Source organism: Parasphingomonas caseinilytica, assembly GCF_036663755.1.
Taxonomy (GTDB): domain Bacteria; phylum Pseudomonadota; class Alphaproteobacteria; order Sphingomonadales; family Sphingomonadaceae; genus Sphingomonas.
Map to the genome: position 1 here is coordinate 1 of NZ_JAXOJL010000018.1, position 13,892 is coordinate 13,892.

Annotated in this window: 12 protein-coding genes and 1 pseudogene; 7 read left to right on the forward strand and 6 right to left on the reverse strand. The window is 58.3% G+C overall.

Features of this window, described 5'->3' with window-relative positions:
• Nucleotides 1-589 precede the first annotated feature (589 nt).
• The 6 genes from U1738_RS20055 (at nucleotide 590) to U1738_RS20080 (ending at nucleotide 6,293) form a co-directional block, all read left to right on the forward strand.
• Nucleotides 590-1,672: a helix-turn-helix transcriptional regulator gene (locus tag U1738_RS20055; RefSeq protein ID WP_332790805.1), complete on the forward strand. Its 1,083-nt coding sequence runs from the start codon at nucleotides 590-592 to the stop codon at nucleotides 1,670-1,672.
• 391 nt (nucleotides 1,673-2,063) lie between these two features.
• Nucleotides 2,064-2,528: a curli assembly protein CsgF gene (locus U1738_RS20060; protein WP_332790806.1), complete on the forward strand. Its 465-nt coding sequence runs from the start codon at nucleotides 2,064-2,066 to the stop codon at nucleotides 2,526-2,528.
• Nucleotides 2,529-2,545: 17 nt separating this feature from the next.
• On the forward strand, nucleotides 2,546-3,532 hold the full coding sequence (locus tag U1738_RS20065) for a CsgG/HfaB family protein (protein WP_332790807.1): 987 nt from the start codon (nucleotides 2,546-2,548) through the stop codon (nucleotides 3,530-3,532).
• 167 nt (nucleotides 3,533-3,699) lie between these two features.
• Entirely contained in the window at nucleotides 3,700-4,866 is a 1,167-nt protein-coding gene (locus U1738_RS20070) for a hypothetical protein (protein WP_332790808.1), read from the forward strand.
• Between the two features lie 150 nt (nucleotides 4,867-5,016).
• Nucleotides 5,017-5,673 carry a hypothetical protein gene (locus tag U1738_RS20075; RefSeq protein ID WP_332790809.1) on the forward strand — a complete coding sequence of 219 codons (657 nt, stop codon included), beginning with the start codon at nucleotides 5,017-5,019 and terminating at the stop codon, nucleotides 5,671-5,673.
• Nucleotides 5,670-6,293 (forward strand): hypothetical protein, encoded by a 624-nt coding sequence (locus tag U1738_RS20080; RefSeq protein ID WP_332790810.1) that lies wholly within the window; start codon nucleotides 5,670-5,672, stop codon nucleotides 6,291-6,293. Before U1738_RS20075 ends, U1738_RS20080 begins: the two co-directional genes overlap by 4 nt.
• Nucleotides 6,294-6,331: 38 nt before the next feature.
• Here U1738_RS20080 and U1738_RS20085 read toward each other — a convergent pair whose 3' ends face one another.
• The 6 genes and pseudogenes from U1738_RS20085 to U1738_RS20110 form a co-directional block, all read right to left on the reverse strand.
• Nucleotides 6,332-7,666 (reverse strand): hypothetical protein, encoded by a 1,335-nt coding sequence (locus tag U1738_RS20085; protein WP_332790811.1) that lies wholly within the window; start codon nucleotides 7,664-7,666, stop codon nucleotides 6,332-6,334.
• Between the two features lie 154 nt (nucleotides 7,667-7,820).
• A pseudogene (locus U1738_RS20090) lies at nucleotides 7,821-8,376 on the reverse strand (IS5 family transposase); the annotation flags it as partial.
• 34 nt (nucleotides 8,377-8,410) lie between these two features.
• Entirely contained in the window at nucleotides 8,411-9,571 is a 1,161-nt protein-coding gene (locus U1738_RS20095) for a helix-turn-helix domain-containing protein (protein ID WP_332790812.1), read from the reverse strand.
• A 131-nt stretch (nucleotides 9,572-9,702) separates the two neighbouring features.
• Nucleotides 9,703-11,169 (reverse strand): recombinase family protein, encoded by a 1,467-nt coding sequence (locus tag U1738_RS20100; protein WP_332790813.1) that lies wholly within the window; start codon nucleotides 11,167-11,169, stop codon nucleotides 9,703-9,705.
• A gap of 342 nt (nucleotides 11,170-11,511) precedes the next feature.
• The gene (locus U1738_RS20105; protein ID WP_332790814.1) at nucleotides 11,512-11,679 is read right to left on the reverse strand and encodes a hypothetical protein; all 168 of its coding nucleotides are present in this window, start codon (nucleotides 11,677-11,679) and stop codon (nucleotides 11,512-11,514) included.
• A 219-nt stretch (nucleotides 11,680-11,898) separates the two neighbouring features.
• Nucleotides 11,899-12,543, reverse strand: a complete 645-nt coding sequence (locus U1738_RS20110) for a PAS domain-containing protein (RefSeq protein WP_332790815.1) — start codon at nucleotides 12,541-12,543, stop codon at nucleotides 11,899-11,901.
• A gap of 358 nt (nucleotides 12,544-12,901) precedes the next feature.
• Between U1738_RS20110 and U1738_RS20115 the strand changes: the two genes are divergently transcribed.
• The gene (locus U1738_RS20115; protein WP_332790816.1) at nucleotides 12,902-13,780 is read left to right on the forward strand and encodes a cyclic di-GMP phosphodiesterase; all 879 of its coding nucleotides are present in this window, start codon (nucleotides 12,902-12,904) and stop codon (nucleotides 13,778-13,780) included.
• Nucleotides 13,781-13,892: the final 112 nt, after the last annotated feature.

The window sequence follows — 13,892 nt, forward strand, 5'->3', positions numbered from 1 at the left end:
GGCGAGCGGCACGCTTGCCGCTCCCACCATCCACAGCCCCGTCGATCTCGCATCGGCGGGGCGGGCGGCCTCATTCCCGGCCGCGATTCAGTAGGCACACGTTTGCTCTGGTTGCAGTACAAGTCGAATGGTTTGTCTGCGCACGAGAGGAAATTACCGAGCTGGTGGACCCCGGCGCCTGAGGATTGCCGCTCGCGGTCCCCGGCTACTCTGGTCGCACCGGGCACTATCGCCTTGTGCCGGATAAGATCCCGCTTGAACGATGTGGATTGGGGTCAGGGACGGAAAGCCACTGGCGCTCCCAATCGTGGTTCGTCGCAAACAAAAAGTTCGCATTAGACTGACAGCACTATCCCCCCTTGTGACCGGTTCATTTGGTCTGACAGAGCCATCGATGCTGCTTGCTGCGAAATACATCATTATGCAACGGCTTGCGACTTGCCGATCACCCGGCTGCGTTCGAAGCTTCGGCACTTCCGAGGTGTTGACCGCGAGCGTCCGCTCACTGGATCAAATTACATAGCCGAAGATGACACGAAGATGGGCGCCATGCCTGGCCGGCATTGGCGTCGTTTTGGAGTTAGCGTGAATGAACAACGGGTCGGGCTTCGAAAGCGTCATCGATGCGGTGTACGAAGCGGGCGTACTGCCCGAGCGTTGGCCGCACGCGCTCGACCTGATCAGCCGCGACGTAGGCGCACGCGGGGGGATGTTGCTGAGCACCCGACCCGACGATTTCCGCTACATGTGTTCCGAGGATATCGAGCCTGTCGCGGCGGACTTCATCGCCCAGGGATGGCCGGCCGAGAATACGCGGATTTCACGGTATGTCGCGCGCGAGCCGCACGCGGGCTTCCTCACCGATCTCGACCTCCACACGCAGGACGAGATCGACACGCTGCCGATGTTTCGCGACTTCCTGTCGCCGCGCGGTTTCCAGTCGGGCGCCGCAACCATGATCGACGGACTGGCGGAGGAGGAGCTGATCGTTTCGATCGAGGCATTCCGGTCGCCCGAAGCGGCGCAAGGGGCCGTCGATACGCTTGATCGATTGCGCCCACATCTGGCGCGCGCGGTTCAACTCAGTACCCAAATGATCAACGAGCGACGGCGGGGTGCAATGGATGCGCTGGAAGTGATCGGCACCGGCGCGGCGTTGCTCGACGGTCGAGGGCGTGTCCAAAACGCCAACCACTTGTTTGAACGCGATCTTGGCGATCAGATCGGCGGCGGCCGCAACCGATTGAGGCTGCGCGATCCCAATGCGGACCGGCTTCTGTCCGATGCGCTAGACGAGTTGGGCGCGCATCGCCGCGGAAGGTCTCTGCCCTTTCCCAACGCGGATCGATCCGGTTCTATGGTCATGCATCTGATGCCGATTTCCGGTGCCGCACGCGACGTTTTTTCGGGATCGGCGGCGATCGTTCTGATCGCCGATCCGCAGCGGCGGGCGCTCCCGGATTACGCTCTTTTGCAGGCGATGTTCGATCTCACCCCGACCGAGGCGCGGATCGCGCGCCAATTGACCGACGGATGCTCTCCGGCCGGGATCGCGACATCGTCCAAACTTTCCCTGAATACCGTTCGATCGCACCTGAAGCAGATTTATCTCAAGACGGGATCGACGCGGCAATCATCACTGGTGTCTTTATTCTCGAATCTGTCGCCATGACATGAACGGGAAAAAAGAGCCCCCGGATTGCCAGCGGCGATTCGGGGGCCAGTTCGGCCTTCAAGTGAAGACCGTGGGTCGCAAGAATGGTGTAATTGACAATAAGGAAATACTTATCACCAGTTTTGGGTAGATAGTGAAATAAAATACACTGCCAGAAATATAGCACCGCGGATCGATGATCTTGCAGATTAGACATTTGCGTCAACTGCACAGTGATTTAAGATTTTGTTCAGATATGAGACACTGCAGATTTTTATAGAGAGACAACCTATGATTATCCCCTGAATTGGGGATGCGACTCCCTTGACCACTACGTTAACGATGCGTTCATCAATCGGATCGGTGGAAACCGAGCGTCAAGGTGGGGGCAGGGGCAATGTTGAGGAACATGGTGGCGGATGCTAATGTCCGAGCGCGGCCACACAGGGCGGGTCTGATCGGTTTAGCGGCGATCATTGCGGCGTTGGCAGCAGGCGGCGCCCCAGCCCAGCAACTCGTCTATACGCCGATCAATCCTGCATTTGGCGGCAATCCGTTCAACTCGTCGCAACTGCTCGCTATTGCAAACGCTCAAAACCAATTTTTGCCCAAGGCATCTTCGACCACACCGCCCACCCAGGCGCAACAATTCGCCGCGCAGTTGCAGAGCACGATCCTGGCCGGGGTGGCGCAGCAGGTGTCGAACGCGATCTTTGGCAACAATCCGCAGCAATCGGGCACCATCTCTTTCGGCGGCACGACCGTCAATTTCACCCGTGGGCTGACCGACATCACGATCGTGATCATCGATCCGAACGGTGTCTCTACCCAGATCGTGGTCCCGACCTTCGTCGCCACGCCGGTCGGCAAGTAAGCGCCATGAAGTTTCGATTGCTGGTCGCCGCTCTTCTGACTGTCGCGCTGTCGGGTTGCGCATCGATGGCGCCCCGCGCCACGATGACGCGATCGCCGATCTTTCCGGCGAAAACCCCGACGCAGGTTGCGCTCAACGAACTGCCATTGCCGTCACGCGCGATCTCCGTGGCCGTCTACGGCTTCACCGATCAGACTGGCAAGTTCGAGAAAGTCGAGAACGGGCAGACCTTGTCGCGCGCGATCACTCAGGGCGGCACCTCCATTCTCGTGAAGGCGCTGCAGGATGCGGGGGAACGAAAGTGGTTCACCGTGGTCGAGCGGGAATCGCTCAAGGATCTGCTGAACGAACGCCAGATCATCACCGAGATGCGCGCCCGGTATCTGGGGGAATTGAACGTCAATCCCCAGGCGCTGCCCGCATTGCTCTTCGCCGGCGTTTTACTTGAAGGCGGGGTGATCAGCTACGATACGAACACGCTGACCAGTGGCGCCGGGGCCAACATTCTCGGCATCGGCGTGGATGGCAAATACAAGCAGGATACCGTCACGGTCTATCTGCGCGCCGTTTCGGTCAAGACCGGTGAAATCCTGACGACGGTGACGACGTCGAAGACGATCACGTCCGTGGCGGTGAACTTCAACGTTTTCGCATACGTCGCATCGGACAAAATTCTTCAGGGCGAACTTGGCTACACCACGAACGAGCCGGGGCAGCTCGCGCTGCGTCAGGCGATCGAGAAGGCGGTCTACGCCCTCGTCATGGACGGCGTGGACCTAAAACTCTGGTCCTTCCAGGATCAGAAGGCAGGATGGCCGCTCCTCTGGCGATACCGTCAGGAGCGAGACGGCGTCATTTCGCCGGCTGCCGTCGAGGCTGAGCGCGAGCGCGTTCGCCGGGCGAAAGCGGCAGCTGCCAAGCCGCCTGCGTCCGTCTCAATGCAAACCCCGATGCCCGGAGCAATTCCCACAAATGTTCGGAAATCTCCGGAATCGCAGAAATGAAGCATCGGTTCGATAGCGGAAGGATCAAAGTGATTTGATTTCTTACGCGAAAAGAGATTCTTGAAATCCGCTTAATGGATTTCCGGAATAGCGGCGATCAAGAACGAGAGTTCTTTGGGACGGTCACCGTTTTTAAAGCAGGCAAAACTCTAATCAGGGGAATACCAATGAAAACTGCAATTCTCGCCACGATCTCGGCGGCCGCATTCCTGGCCGCGAACTCTGTTTCGGCGCAGACCTATCCGACCTACCCGGTCAACGTGACCCAGGCATCCGCCGCTACCGCCGCGTCGGTGGATCAGGCGGGCGATAACAACACGGCAACTACCAATCAGGATCACACCGACGGTGCTCTCGCGCAGAATACCAGCGTGATCGTTCAGGGCTTCAACGGCAACAACGCCAATAGCAGCACTGCATCTGTATCGCAGAGCGGCGCGGGGCAGCGCGCACTCACGCTGCAGTCGGCCAACAACACGGCGTCGACCAGCCAGTCGGGTGCGAACAACGATGCATTCACGTATCAGACCGGAACGCAGAACATCGCCAGCACGTCGCAGTCTGGCACTAGCACCCCATCGCATTCCGGTAATATCGGCGCAGTCAATGGTGCCGGGTCGGTTTCCGGGGGCAATGCGCTGGCGAGTTCGCTCGCGAGCCTGAACGAGGCTCAGGTCGAGGCGATGACTTCACAGGGCATCAACAGCCCCAGCAATCCGCTTCAGGAAAGTGCGAGCTATATCGTGCAAACCGAAGGCGGCTACAATCGCGCTACGGTGAATCAGACCAACGCTGGGGAACGCGCCGCCATCGTACAGATCGGCTACGAGCAGAATAGCACGGCGAATGTCGGCCAGAGCGCTACCGCAGCAGATGCGTTCATCCATCAGGACAGTGGCTCGTATAACAACGCGGCCGTATCGCAGTCTGGCTCGTACCAAACGGCCGGCGTCTACCAGACGTCCTCGACCGGTGGCGTCGCGAGCATCAACCAGAGCAATTACGGGAATGTTGCCTACGCAGTGCAGTCCGGCGTCTCCAACCAGTCCTACGTCACTCAGAACGGCGGAACCAATCAGGCCAAGACGCAACAATCCGGTGGCTACGGTCTGTCCAACGTGAGCCAGTCAGGCACCAACGGCACCGGCACGGTGACGCAGGCTGGCTATTACAATACGTCGTCGCTCAACCAGACGGCCGATAGCAACGTCGCCGATGTCACGCAGTCGGGCTCGTACAATGCTTCGGCGGTCGGGCAATATTTCGCCAATACGTGGGCACATGTCGCCCAGAACGGAACGGGCAACACGTCGAGCGTCACGCAGGGGCACTGAGCCTTTTGACATTTTGGGGAGGGCTTCGGCCCTCCCTGATCTAGTTTCACCGAAGCCCATTCTCCGCAGACGCCAGCCTCCAATCAAAATGATGTCCGTTATATTGCGATCCGGAACGCTGGTCGCGCTGTCGTCCAAGGAGTTAGGACCATGTCCCCCATCGTTTTCATCTCGCTCGGGCTGCTTGCCGCGGCCGGTCCGGAAACCGACCCCGCATTCGTGCAGCAGATCGGCCCGATCGCAAAGGCGCTGATTGAACAGACCGGCAGCGGAAACACAGTGTCGGTTTCGCAATCCGCTCCTGCTCAAAATGCGATGGTTCGACAAAATGGCAGCGGCAATCAGGCTGCGGTCACGCAGAACGGCGCCCAGCTCCACGCAACGGTCGATCAGTCGGGCGCGAATAACATCGCCCATATTGATCAGCAGGGCGTGCAGGCCGAGGCCGCGCTCTATCAGGCCGGTTCCGGCAACAGTACGATGCTCGATCAACGCGGGATGGGCAATAACGCCGTCCTTGCCTATCAGATCGGTACGGATAATGCGCTCGACCTGAGCCAGTCGGGGGGCGATTCTTCGCTCACCGCGTATCAAAGTGGATCGCGCAATGTCGGCACGCTTGCGCAGAACGGTTCGGCCAACGATCTACGGATCTTGCAGAACGGGCAGGACAATGCGTTGACCTTTGAGCAAAACGGAAATGGCCGGGGCGACGTGGTGCAGCAAGGGCATGGCCTAGTGCTTTCGATGGCGCAGGGTGTCGGCGCTGCACCCGTCATGATCGTGCAGACAGGCGCGGGCAAATGAAACCATGGATCGTTTCGATTGCCTCACCGCCGCTGATCGGGCTGTTGTGCGCAAGCGCGGCCGTGGCGCAAACCGGTACCGACAAGACCAGTTCCCCGATCATACTAGATCAGTTGTCGGATACGGCGGCACGAGACCATAAGGCCGGGCGCGTCTCGAACCTCGTCATTCCGCAACCCGACGGTGCAGGCGCGCGACCGCTGCCCGAAACCGAGGACATGCCAAAACGGCCCGACAAACAGGCGGTGACAATCGAACCGGTGGTCGGTCGCGACCGCTGCGACCCGGCCGAAGCGGCGGCAAAGACGGCGAAATGCCGGAATCTGGCGGAGCGGCGCTTGAACCCGGGCGCAGCTGTAAACACCGGCACCCCTGTGACGGCGGAGGGTCGCCTGCTGTTGCTGGTCAATCCGAATCGACCTACCATGCGCGATGCGGTGACGGGCCGGCCGCTGTCGAGCAGCCTTGGGCTTGGTGATCCAAACGGCCCGGCCAATCAACTGGCCGGCGCCTTGCGGGATCAGGGCGATCCGAAAAATGAGGCGGCACCATCCGGTCTTCCTGACAAATCGACCCAATCGCCCGATGGCGGAACGACGATATTGCTGCCACCGAAGTAAGGGCCGATCGATAGAAAGGCCGATGATCCGGCCGTCCTTTAGACGAGTGGTGGCGGGGTACGACGCCGAAGCAGTCGCATCACCTCAGAATCGTTGTGCCAGCGCCGCGCGATGTGAAGGCGCAAGCCCGCTCCCGACCACCTCTCGTGCCGACTTTCGGCTTGGGACAGCAGGTTGATTAGCGCCGCTCTACGGCCCAGCGAACTTTCGAAAAATGCCTCGAGAGACAAATCCGAATGATTGCCGCTCTCACTGTTGCGTGCGCGCTCCAACATCAACAAGGCCAGGGCGTCGATGTTTTTGTTGGCAACGGCTTTGCCGACGGCGTTTGCATAAGCTGACAGTCCAGATTCGTTTCTATATTTCGCCCGCTGCGCTAGTTCGCTTGCATATCCGACCAGATCACCACGTCCCAGCGCCATGAAAGACAGACAATCGTAGATCGTCGCGAGCATGGGTTGTTCCTGCGCGAGTTCGGTCAACATGGCCTGCGCGCGCGCATCGTCTCCGGCCGACCAGATCGCCCACGCCTCGTCTATCCGGATCGACGGTGCGCCGGGCTGATATCTTTTCGCCGTTTCGAACTCGCGCGCGGCAGCGGCGATATCGCCGTTGTCAGCCAGTATGTTGGCATACCACAAATGCGTGAAGCCGTCCTCGTCGTCTAAGTCGAGCGCGCGGCGGAACCCCTTCGCCGCGGCGGTCCCGTCCCCCTTCCACCAGTAATCGACGAAAGCGATCGCGCGATGCGCGCTGGCAAGATCGGGATCGATGGCAAGTGCGCGTCGTGCGGCTTGTTCGATCTTCGGGAAAGCATTGCTGTCGTCGATCGACCCGAACTCGCGTGCGAGTATGTATGCGTCCGCCAAGCCGGCTTGCGCGAGGGCGAAATCGGGATCGGCCAGCGTGATGGCGTTGAGATCGGAAGTGGCATCGCCAAGGCTGCGCGCATCCCGCCGGGCGATTTCGTCCCTAGCCTTGATGAATCTCTGGGCCAGTTTAGGATCGTGCGGAATGGTGAGGCTTTTTTCATTATCACGATGAAAAGTCGCAATGATTATCAATGCGGCCGCCGATGCACAGATTAATGTGACCAGCCTTGCGTACTTGCTCCGCGCTCGAACAACCGGCGCGGCCACCGGCACCCCGGATATTGCCGCCGTAATGTCCGTCGGAGGAAGAGACAGGCGCCAAGCGTCCAGTTCATCTTTCAGGGCATAGACACGCCTCGTCCTGCCACCGGGCATTGCATGTACGGGCAGGCCACGATCCTTAGTCCAGCGGATTACGGTAGTTCGCTCGCGGCCGAGATAGGCTCCGATTGCCTTCCAGCCTTCTATACGATTGTTTCGGACATTCATCTCGAACGGCAAGGTATCTTCGAATGCCGGCGTGGCAAGTGCAATCGTTCTGCGCCAAGATGTTGAGCATTGGTGCCGAACGCGCCGTCAGTTTAATGCGGATCGCTCCCTGCGCGATGCAGTCTGTTTTTGAGCGCAACCGCCTAGGGTCAGGACTCGTTGAACATAGCCAGTAGATGACGGTGGCAGCGACGGCGACGGCGACGGAGGAGAAGAAGACGGTTGGGCCACCGTCGTAGCGAGTGGCGACGCGGCGCTAGTCTTTCAGGCGCCCGAACATAATCTCGATGCGGCTGCGGCGCCTTTAGCGGCGCTTATCGTATCTGACGGGTTCGAGCCGCGATTTCCGGCCTGGGATACATGATTAGATGCCCTTGGCTTGTAGAGCGTCCCTAAACCAGTCGGCGTTATGGCCACGATCGCTGAGCACCAATTGTGCCTTTGGCAGATCGTTCAGCAGTGCGGCTGCGCCGGTATAATCGCTGACCTGCCCGGCAGTTATGAAGAAGCTGAGCGGGCGCCCGTTCGCATCGGGACCGCGTGCAGCTTGGTATTCATGCCGCCTTTTGTGCGGCCGATCAGGCGCCAGAGATCCCCCTTTTTACCCCCAGGCTGAACGCCGTGCGATGGGCCTTCAGGTAGGTCGCATCGATCATGATGGTCTTGGGCTGGGCGTCCTTGGCGGCCAAGCCGTCCATTATGCGCAGAAACACGCCTCTCTCCCCCAACGGTAAAAGCGCCTGCAAGCGTCGCTGGTCAGATGAAGATTGCGGCGACGACTGAAGCGACGTCTTCTGGAGCAAGGCCATCGAGTGGCACTTCCCGCGCTGGAGCAACTGAATAACCGATCATTGCGCCGTCCTTCCCGATCGTAACCGACAAGAGCCGGTGTCCGTGTTCTTCCTTGACCAACGCAAGGCCACCAGCTTGCGGAAACCTGTCCGGATCGACGATTACCGTGGCGTGGCCTGGCATTCCTCCTCCTAAAGAGGCTCTGCCGATCCGAACGCCGAACGACCGCGAACCCGCGATTGCCAAGGCCTCAATTTGTAAACCGGTCGGCGTCATCGCAATAAGTCCATCAGCGGTCGGTGATCCAAATACCGGCAGATGGCGGGCGATTGGAGCAACAGCTCGACTCGAAGCGGGAGATTGGTGCTGCCCGGAGGTGGGGCGATCGAGTTCTTTGATTAATCCCGCAATCCGTTCGCGCGTACGTTCGTGACGGCTCTGCGCGTTCGGCAGGTCTGCAAGGAATAATTCGAGCTCACCCTTCTTATGCTGCTCGTTAACAACGGTTCGCATTCCGATCTCGTCACGAGCTCCGAACAATCGACAGAGGCTTTGAACAATTTGATCGTTCCAACGACCCAAGCCCTTATGCGCATTCTCAAGCCGAGATAGGATGACGGGAGGAATAGCGTAGTCGCGAGCCATTGCCGCAGCGGTGAGGTTGCGGTCTGAAGCGCGTCGAGCACGTACCGCTGCCGCGAGAAGCATCGCGAATTCCGACTCTTGCGCGGTGTCGAGTAACGCCCCCTCGGCAAAGGGCAAGAACCACACTTCCATATCGAAATCTGTTGCGTCCACGTCGAGCAACAAATCCTTGGGCGCTACCTCTAACGCTTCTGCGATCGCACGCAGCTCTTCAGGTTTCGCGAAGACCTCACCGCGCTCTATCTTTGATATTCTGATATAGGGAATACCATCGAGTTTCACGCAGAATGAAAATAGTTTTGGAAAGCCGCTAAGAAGCCGTTGCTGACGGATGCGATTAGGGAAAACGACATTTCGGTACTTGTCGACTTTTAGACCAACGTCTTGGTATGCGCTTGGCCGCCCCAAGGGCGCTCCGCCACGCCGTCCTCGCTGACGGAGCTTTAAATCGCTTACTGCTGACGATGTGTCGTGATCCATGGAAATTTCCGTCACATTGTATGGGATATTGCCTAGCGCATAGGATCGAAATGTAAATTGGCAGTTTCGATCTTGGCTTGGTGCGGCCAGGCGAACCGGCGGCGAAACGCGGCCCTACCTCATACGGTATTTTAGTAGGCGACTGACTGTATGTCGCCATCTTGCTGATGCAAATTGATGACCCTCTTAGGAGCGTCGATCACGGCCCTGGTGAATATAGCTTTCAGCGCACGGTTAATCAGGCGCGCTTCGACAGGCCCAAAATCTGGATCGGCCAGGCATTCCAGAGCGATTCCGATCGTTCGTCGCAGGGGCTGGGTTGCGCGGCTGTCATAGCTTTCGACAGCCTCAAGCATTTCGTCTTCGGCAGCTCTAAAGGCGTGGAGGACAAGCTCGTTTGGGTCACCATTCGATGCGGAGAAAGCATCGTCAAAACGATCGCGTCTGGTCCGGTCTACTCCGTTCTGTGCCATGCGCAGTCGGTTACTTGAGCCATATTCCTCTGGAAGGTGAAACGATTGTAATATCTTCAGCAGACTACCGCGCAGCGCCTTATCGATTGGTAGATATGGAACCTCCGTGTAGTGGCCCCTTGTGCCCGCGATCGCCGCCGCACACGCCATACTCGGACCATGTTCGGCTCGCCGAACGATGGACAAGAAATGGCCACAAGTGTTGCAAACGGCCAGATGCTGGAGAAGATAGCCGATGACGCTTCTGCCACTTGTGTAATTGGCAAGTCTTGTGCGGTGAACACGATCGAACTGTTCCACTGAAATGATAGCGGGATAATAGCCTGGGATGGGCTTCAACGGCCGCCGAATGATCTTTCCATTTACGTAGTCGTTGTGGTGGGGGACATAAGTCCCCACTACTGCACTAAAAGTAATAATGTTTCCGACGGTGTGGCGATCCCAAAGGCCTCGGCCCGTCCACGTTGGCGTTTTCCGGCGGGTGAGTATCCTTGCAATTTCGGTGAATGATTTTCCTTGGTCAGCTAGGTCGAATATCGTTTTCACAACAGCGACCCGTTGAGTAAGTTTGACGAAGCGGTCTGTGGTTCTGTCGAGCGACAACCAAGCGGGACACTTCGATGTCAAAGGCTTGGTCAATGCGGTTGCCCGCTTAGCTACCCAGTTTGCCTTGGCTCGCGATGATTTGATTGCGCTTTCCTCGTTGGCGCGAATGAAGTTTATCAGAGCAAATATAAGACCCATCGGATCACGGCGCAATTCCTCGACGGAATAAGTTCGACGATCAGAAAGCGTTACGACCGACACCCCTGCCAACACGATTTGGGTAAGCAAATTCTGGGCATTCAGGGCGCTGTCCCGGCTTAATCTATCGAGATTTTCGACGAGAAGGACGCTTCCGGTGGGCACTAGGCCAGCCGAAATAGCCGCAAGAAAATCCCCTAAGCGCCCAGACGCAACATTCTGCCCCCTAAAACCCGAAATACCAAAATCCTGATATGTCAGCTGATCGTCGAGAATGAGATCGAACTCGAACGCGTAATCTACTGCGAGTGCTGTTTGTCGCCTCAAGCTATCGCCATATTGCTGATCCGGGCTGCTGAAGCGCAGATAGGAATATGCCAATGCACCACTTGCGGGTCGATTTTGCACCATTAGCTGCTCTCGGTCTCCTATGAGCGTCTCGACGTACCACGCTTTAATCTGGATGATGGGAGGATCATATTTGTCACGCGGCCTCTGGATTGAAATAAGCCGCAATCATTGGGGCGAGCCACGGCCTGCGGGGTACTGCCACTCGCCAACTCTTGCTGTTAACTGAAAATCCAGATGGGCGATCCTGTTTATCGGCAGTGCAAGCCAGGGGGTGTAGCAATCATAGCCTATACCGTGAAGCCAAGTTGGCAGCAGCAGAGAGCTGCCAGCTTTTCGGCCAGCGGCTTAGCGTTTTTCATTGGGAGAGAGCTGCTAGGCGAACGTCACTTTGGTCGGACGGCGACGCATGGCCTCGGCCGAACGGGCGATGGCACACCCGTCATTGTTGGACGGGACGATCATCGGCACGCCGACGAGTTTGGCGCCCAAGGCGCGCTCGCACGACACGCAGCAATTGTCGCAGTCGATCAGCGTGATCATGGCGGCTTGCGCGCGACGCCGACAAACACGTCCCATATCTCGACAGGCTCATTGACGAGAATCTGATCGTGCCCTTGGCCTGAGGCACAAGCCGATGGTGATCGCCTACAAAGCGTAGCCATTTTAGATTGTGATCACCATGCACCGATTTTCGGCCACCGCTCTGGATCGCAGCTTCGTGGCGCGGCTTCACTTGGATTGAGACAAGGCGTGCTGAACCTAAGCGGTTGATCTGTGAGCCAACACTACTTCAATCGTTTCGAGACCCCGCTGTGTTAGCTGGCACACACTCGGTTTAGCGAGATCGCGATCAACCAGCCCACGCGACACCAAGGCGGTGACCCACCGGCAGATGACCTCCGACGACGTCGCTATCAAACGACTGAGTTCGGGAAGGTCCGCCGCGCGCCCCTCGGCTTCTGCAAGATAAAGGTGCAGGAGGATCGTCCACGAATGATCCGCGAACAGGTCGACACCCAGCATTTCGCCACGCAGGGCGTTCAGGTCGAGTAGAGACTTGGCCTCTCGCCACAATCGCCGGGGATTTTGATCGGTGCCGGCGACGATGAACGTGCCGATGAGATGTTCGCCCGATGTTCCTGCACGAATTCTCGCGGCCTCCAGAACCACCCAAACCTCTGCGCCGTCTGCAGTGAGATAGCGTTTGCGCATCCCGGTCGGACCCTGCCCAGGGAGCAAGCTCGTCACGAGTGCCACGCTTTTTGCCCTGTCGGACGGATGCGTGATCGCGAGATATGACATGCCCTCGAGATCGCGCCGCCGACGCTGCAGGAGGTCCGCGACGGGCTCATCGACACCCAGCAGAATGCCGTTCGAATCCGACCAAGTGTGACCGATCAGCATAAAACCTCATCAACGAAGAGCAACATGCTGCATCATATATATATGTCAAACGACGTGCGCTAACTTCTGTTATGACCAGCCCTTCTTTTCCCAACTGAGCAGCGCTTTAGCCGATATTCGGCAATCCCCGTCGGCGCCGGCTCTTTTTGCACGACCGCCTTCCCTAATCGGAGCAGCGGTGGGCCAATAGGCTGGCTTCGTCATCGATTTGTAGATTATCTTTGAGCGATGGTGATCCGCGTTCGCGGTCGACATCTGTGACCGATATTTACAATTTCAAATCTATTATTGTTTTAGTCCAAACCGAAATGATTTTGTTACTGCGTGGGACTAGAACGCGTCGCTGAGGAGGGCTGCGATGCTACGGAAAATCGCGCGGGACCAGGTACGTCTCGGCATGTTCATACATTCGTTCGATGGCCCGTGGTTCGACCACCCGTTCTGGCTGCCCCGCTTTCGGTTGACGGACCTGCGGGATCTGGCGCGCATTCGGGACAGTGCCGTTCCGGCGATCGTCATCGACGAGGAACGTGGGGAGCCGCTCGATATGTCCATGCCGCCATGCCCGCCGCCCGAGGCAACGCAGGACAGCGCGGGGGCGCGTGTTTTGCCGAGGTCGTTGCTCGCTCTGCAATGCGCCCGTAGCTTCGCCGAGGAGCAGGAATATGCCATCGCGATGGTCCGGCATTCCAAGCGCGAGATGAAGCGCCTGTTCGCCGCGGCCCATGCCGGCGAAGGCCTGGACCTCGATGCGTTCACGCCGATGGTCGCCGAGGTGATGACCTCAATCGCACGCAATCCCTACGCGCTGATCGCGATCACGCGCCTGAAGAAGCGTGACGAATATACATATGTCCATTCGCTTGCCGTTAGCGCGCTGATGACGAGTTTCGGCCGCACATTGGGAATGACGGAGATTGAGGTGTTCGATCTCGGCCTCGCTGGTCTGCTGCACGACATCGGCAAGATGATCGTTCCGGACAAAATCCTGAAAAAGCCGGATTCGCTGACGGATGCGGAATTCGCCCTAGTCCGGACGCATCCCGAACAGGGATATCTGCTGCTCAGCCAGAATGCCGCGACCCCGCCGGTGATCCTGGACGTCTGCCGGCATCACCATGAAAGGCTCGACGGCTCTGGATATCCATTCAACCTGAAGACCGATGCGATCAGCCGCGCTGCGCGGATCGCCGCGATTTGCGATGTCTACGATGCGTTGACATCCAACCGTTCCTAGGGTCAGGACCCATTGATGTAAGCGTCGCGATCTGATTCAGGCTCTGCGAGGAGACTGGGCATGAGCGACCTATATTGGCTGACGGACGAGCAGATGGCGCGGCTGGAGCCGT

What these genes read in the sequence shown, in the direction of transcription:
- U1738_RS20055 (WP_332790805.1), top strand. Translation starts at nt 590, where the DNA reads ATGAACAACGGGTCGGGCTTCGAAAGCGTCATCGATGCGGTGTACGAA.
- U1738_RS20060 (WP_332790806.1), top strand. Translation starts at nt 2,064, where the DNA reads ATGGTGGCGGATGCTAATGTCCGAGCGCGGCCACACAGGGCGGGTCTG.
- U1738_RS20070 (WP_332790808.1), top strand. Translation starts at nt 3,700, where the DNA reads ATGAAAACTGCAATTCTCGCCACGATCTCGGCGGCCGCATTCCTGGCC.
- U1738_RS20075 (WP_332790809.1), top strand. Translation starts at nt 5,017, where the DNA reads ATGTCCCCCATCGTTTTCATCTCGCTCGGGCTGCTTGCCGCGGCCGGT.
- U1738_RS20080 (WP_332790810.1), top strand. Translation starts at nt 5,670, where the DNA reads ATGAAACCATGGATCGTTTCGATTGCCTCACCGCCGCTGATCGGGCTG.
- U1738_RS20095 (WP_332790812.1), bottom strand. Translation starts at nt 9,571, where the DNA reads ATGGATCACGACACATCGTCAGCAGTAAGCGATTTAAAGCTCCGTCAG.
- U1738_RS20105 (WP_332790814.1), bottom strand. Translation starts at nt 11,679, where the DNA reads ATGATCACGCTGATCGACTGCGACAATTGCTGCGTGTCGTGCGAGCGC.
- U1738_RS20110 (WP_332790815.1), bottom strand. Translation starts at nt 12,543, where the DNA reads ATGCTGATCGGTCACACTTGGTCGGATTCGAACGGCATTCTGCTGGGT.
- U1738_RS20115 (WP_332790816.1), top strand. Translation starts at nt 12,902, where the DNA reads ATGCTACGGAAAATCGCGCGGGACCAGGTACGTCTCGGCATGTTCATA.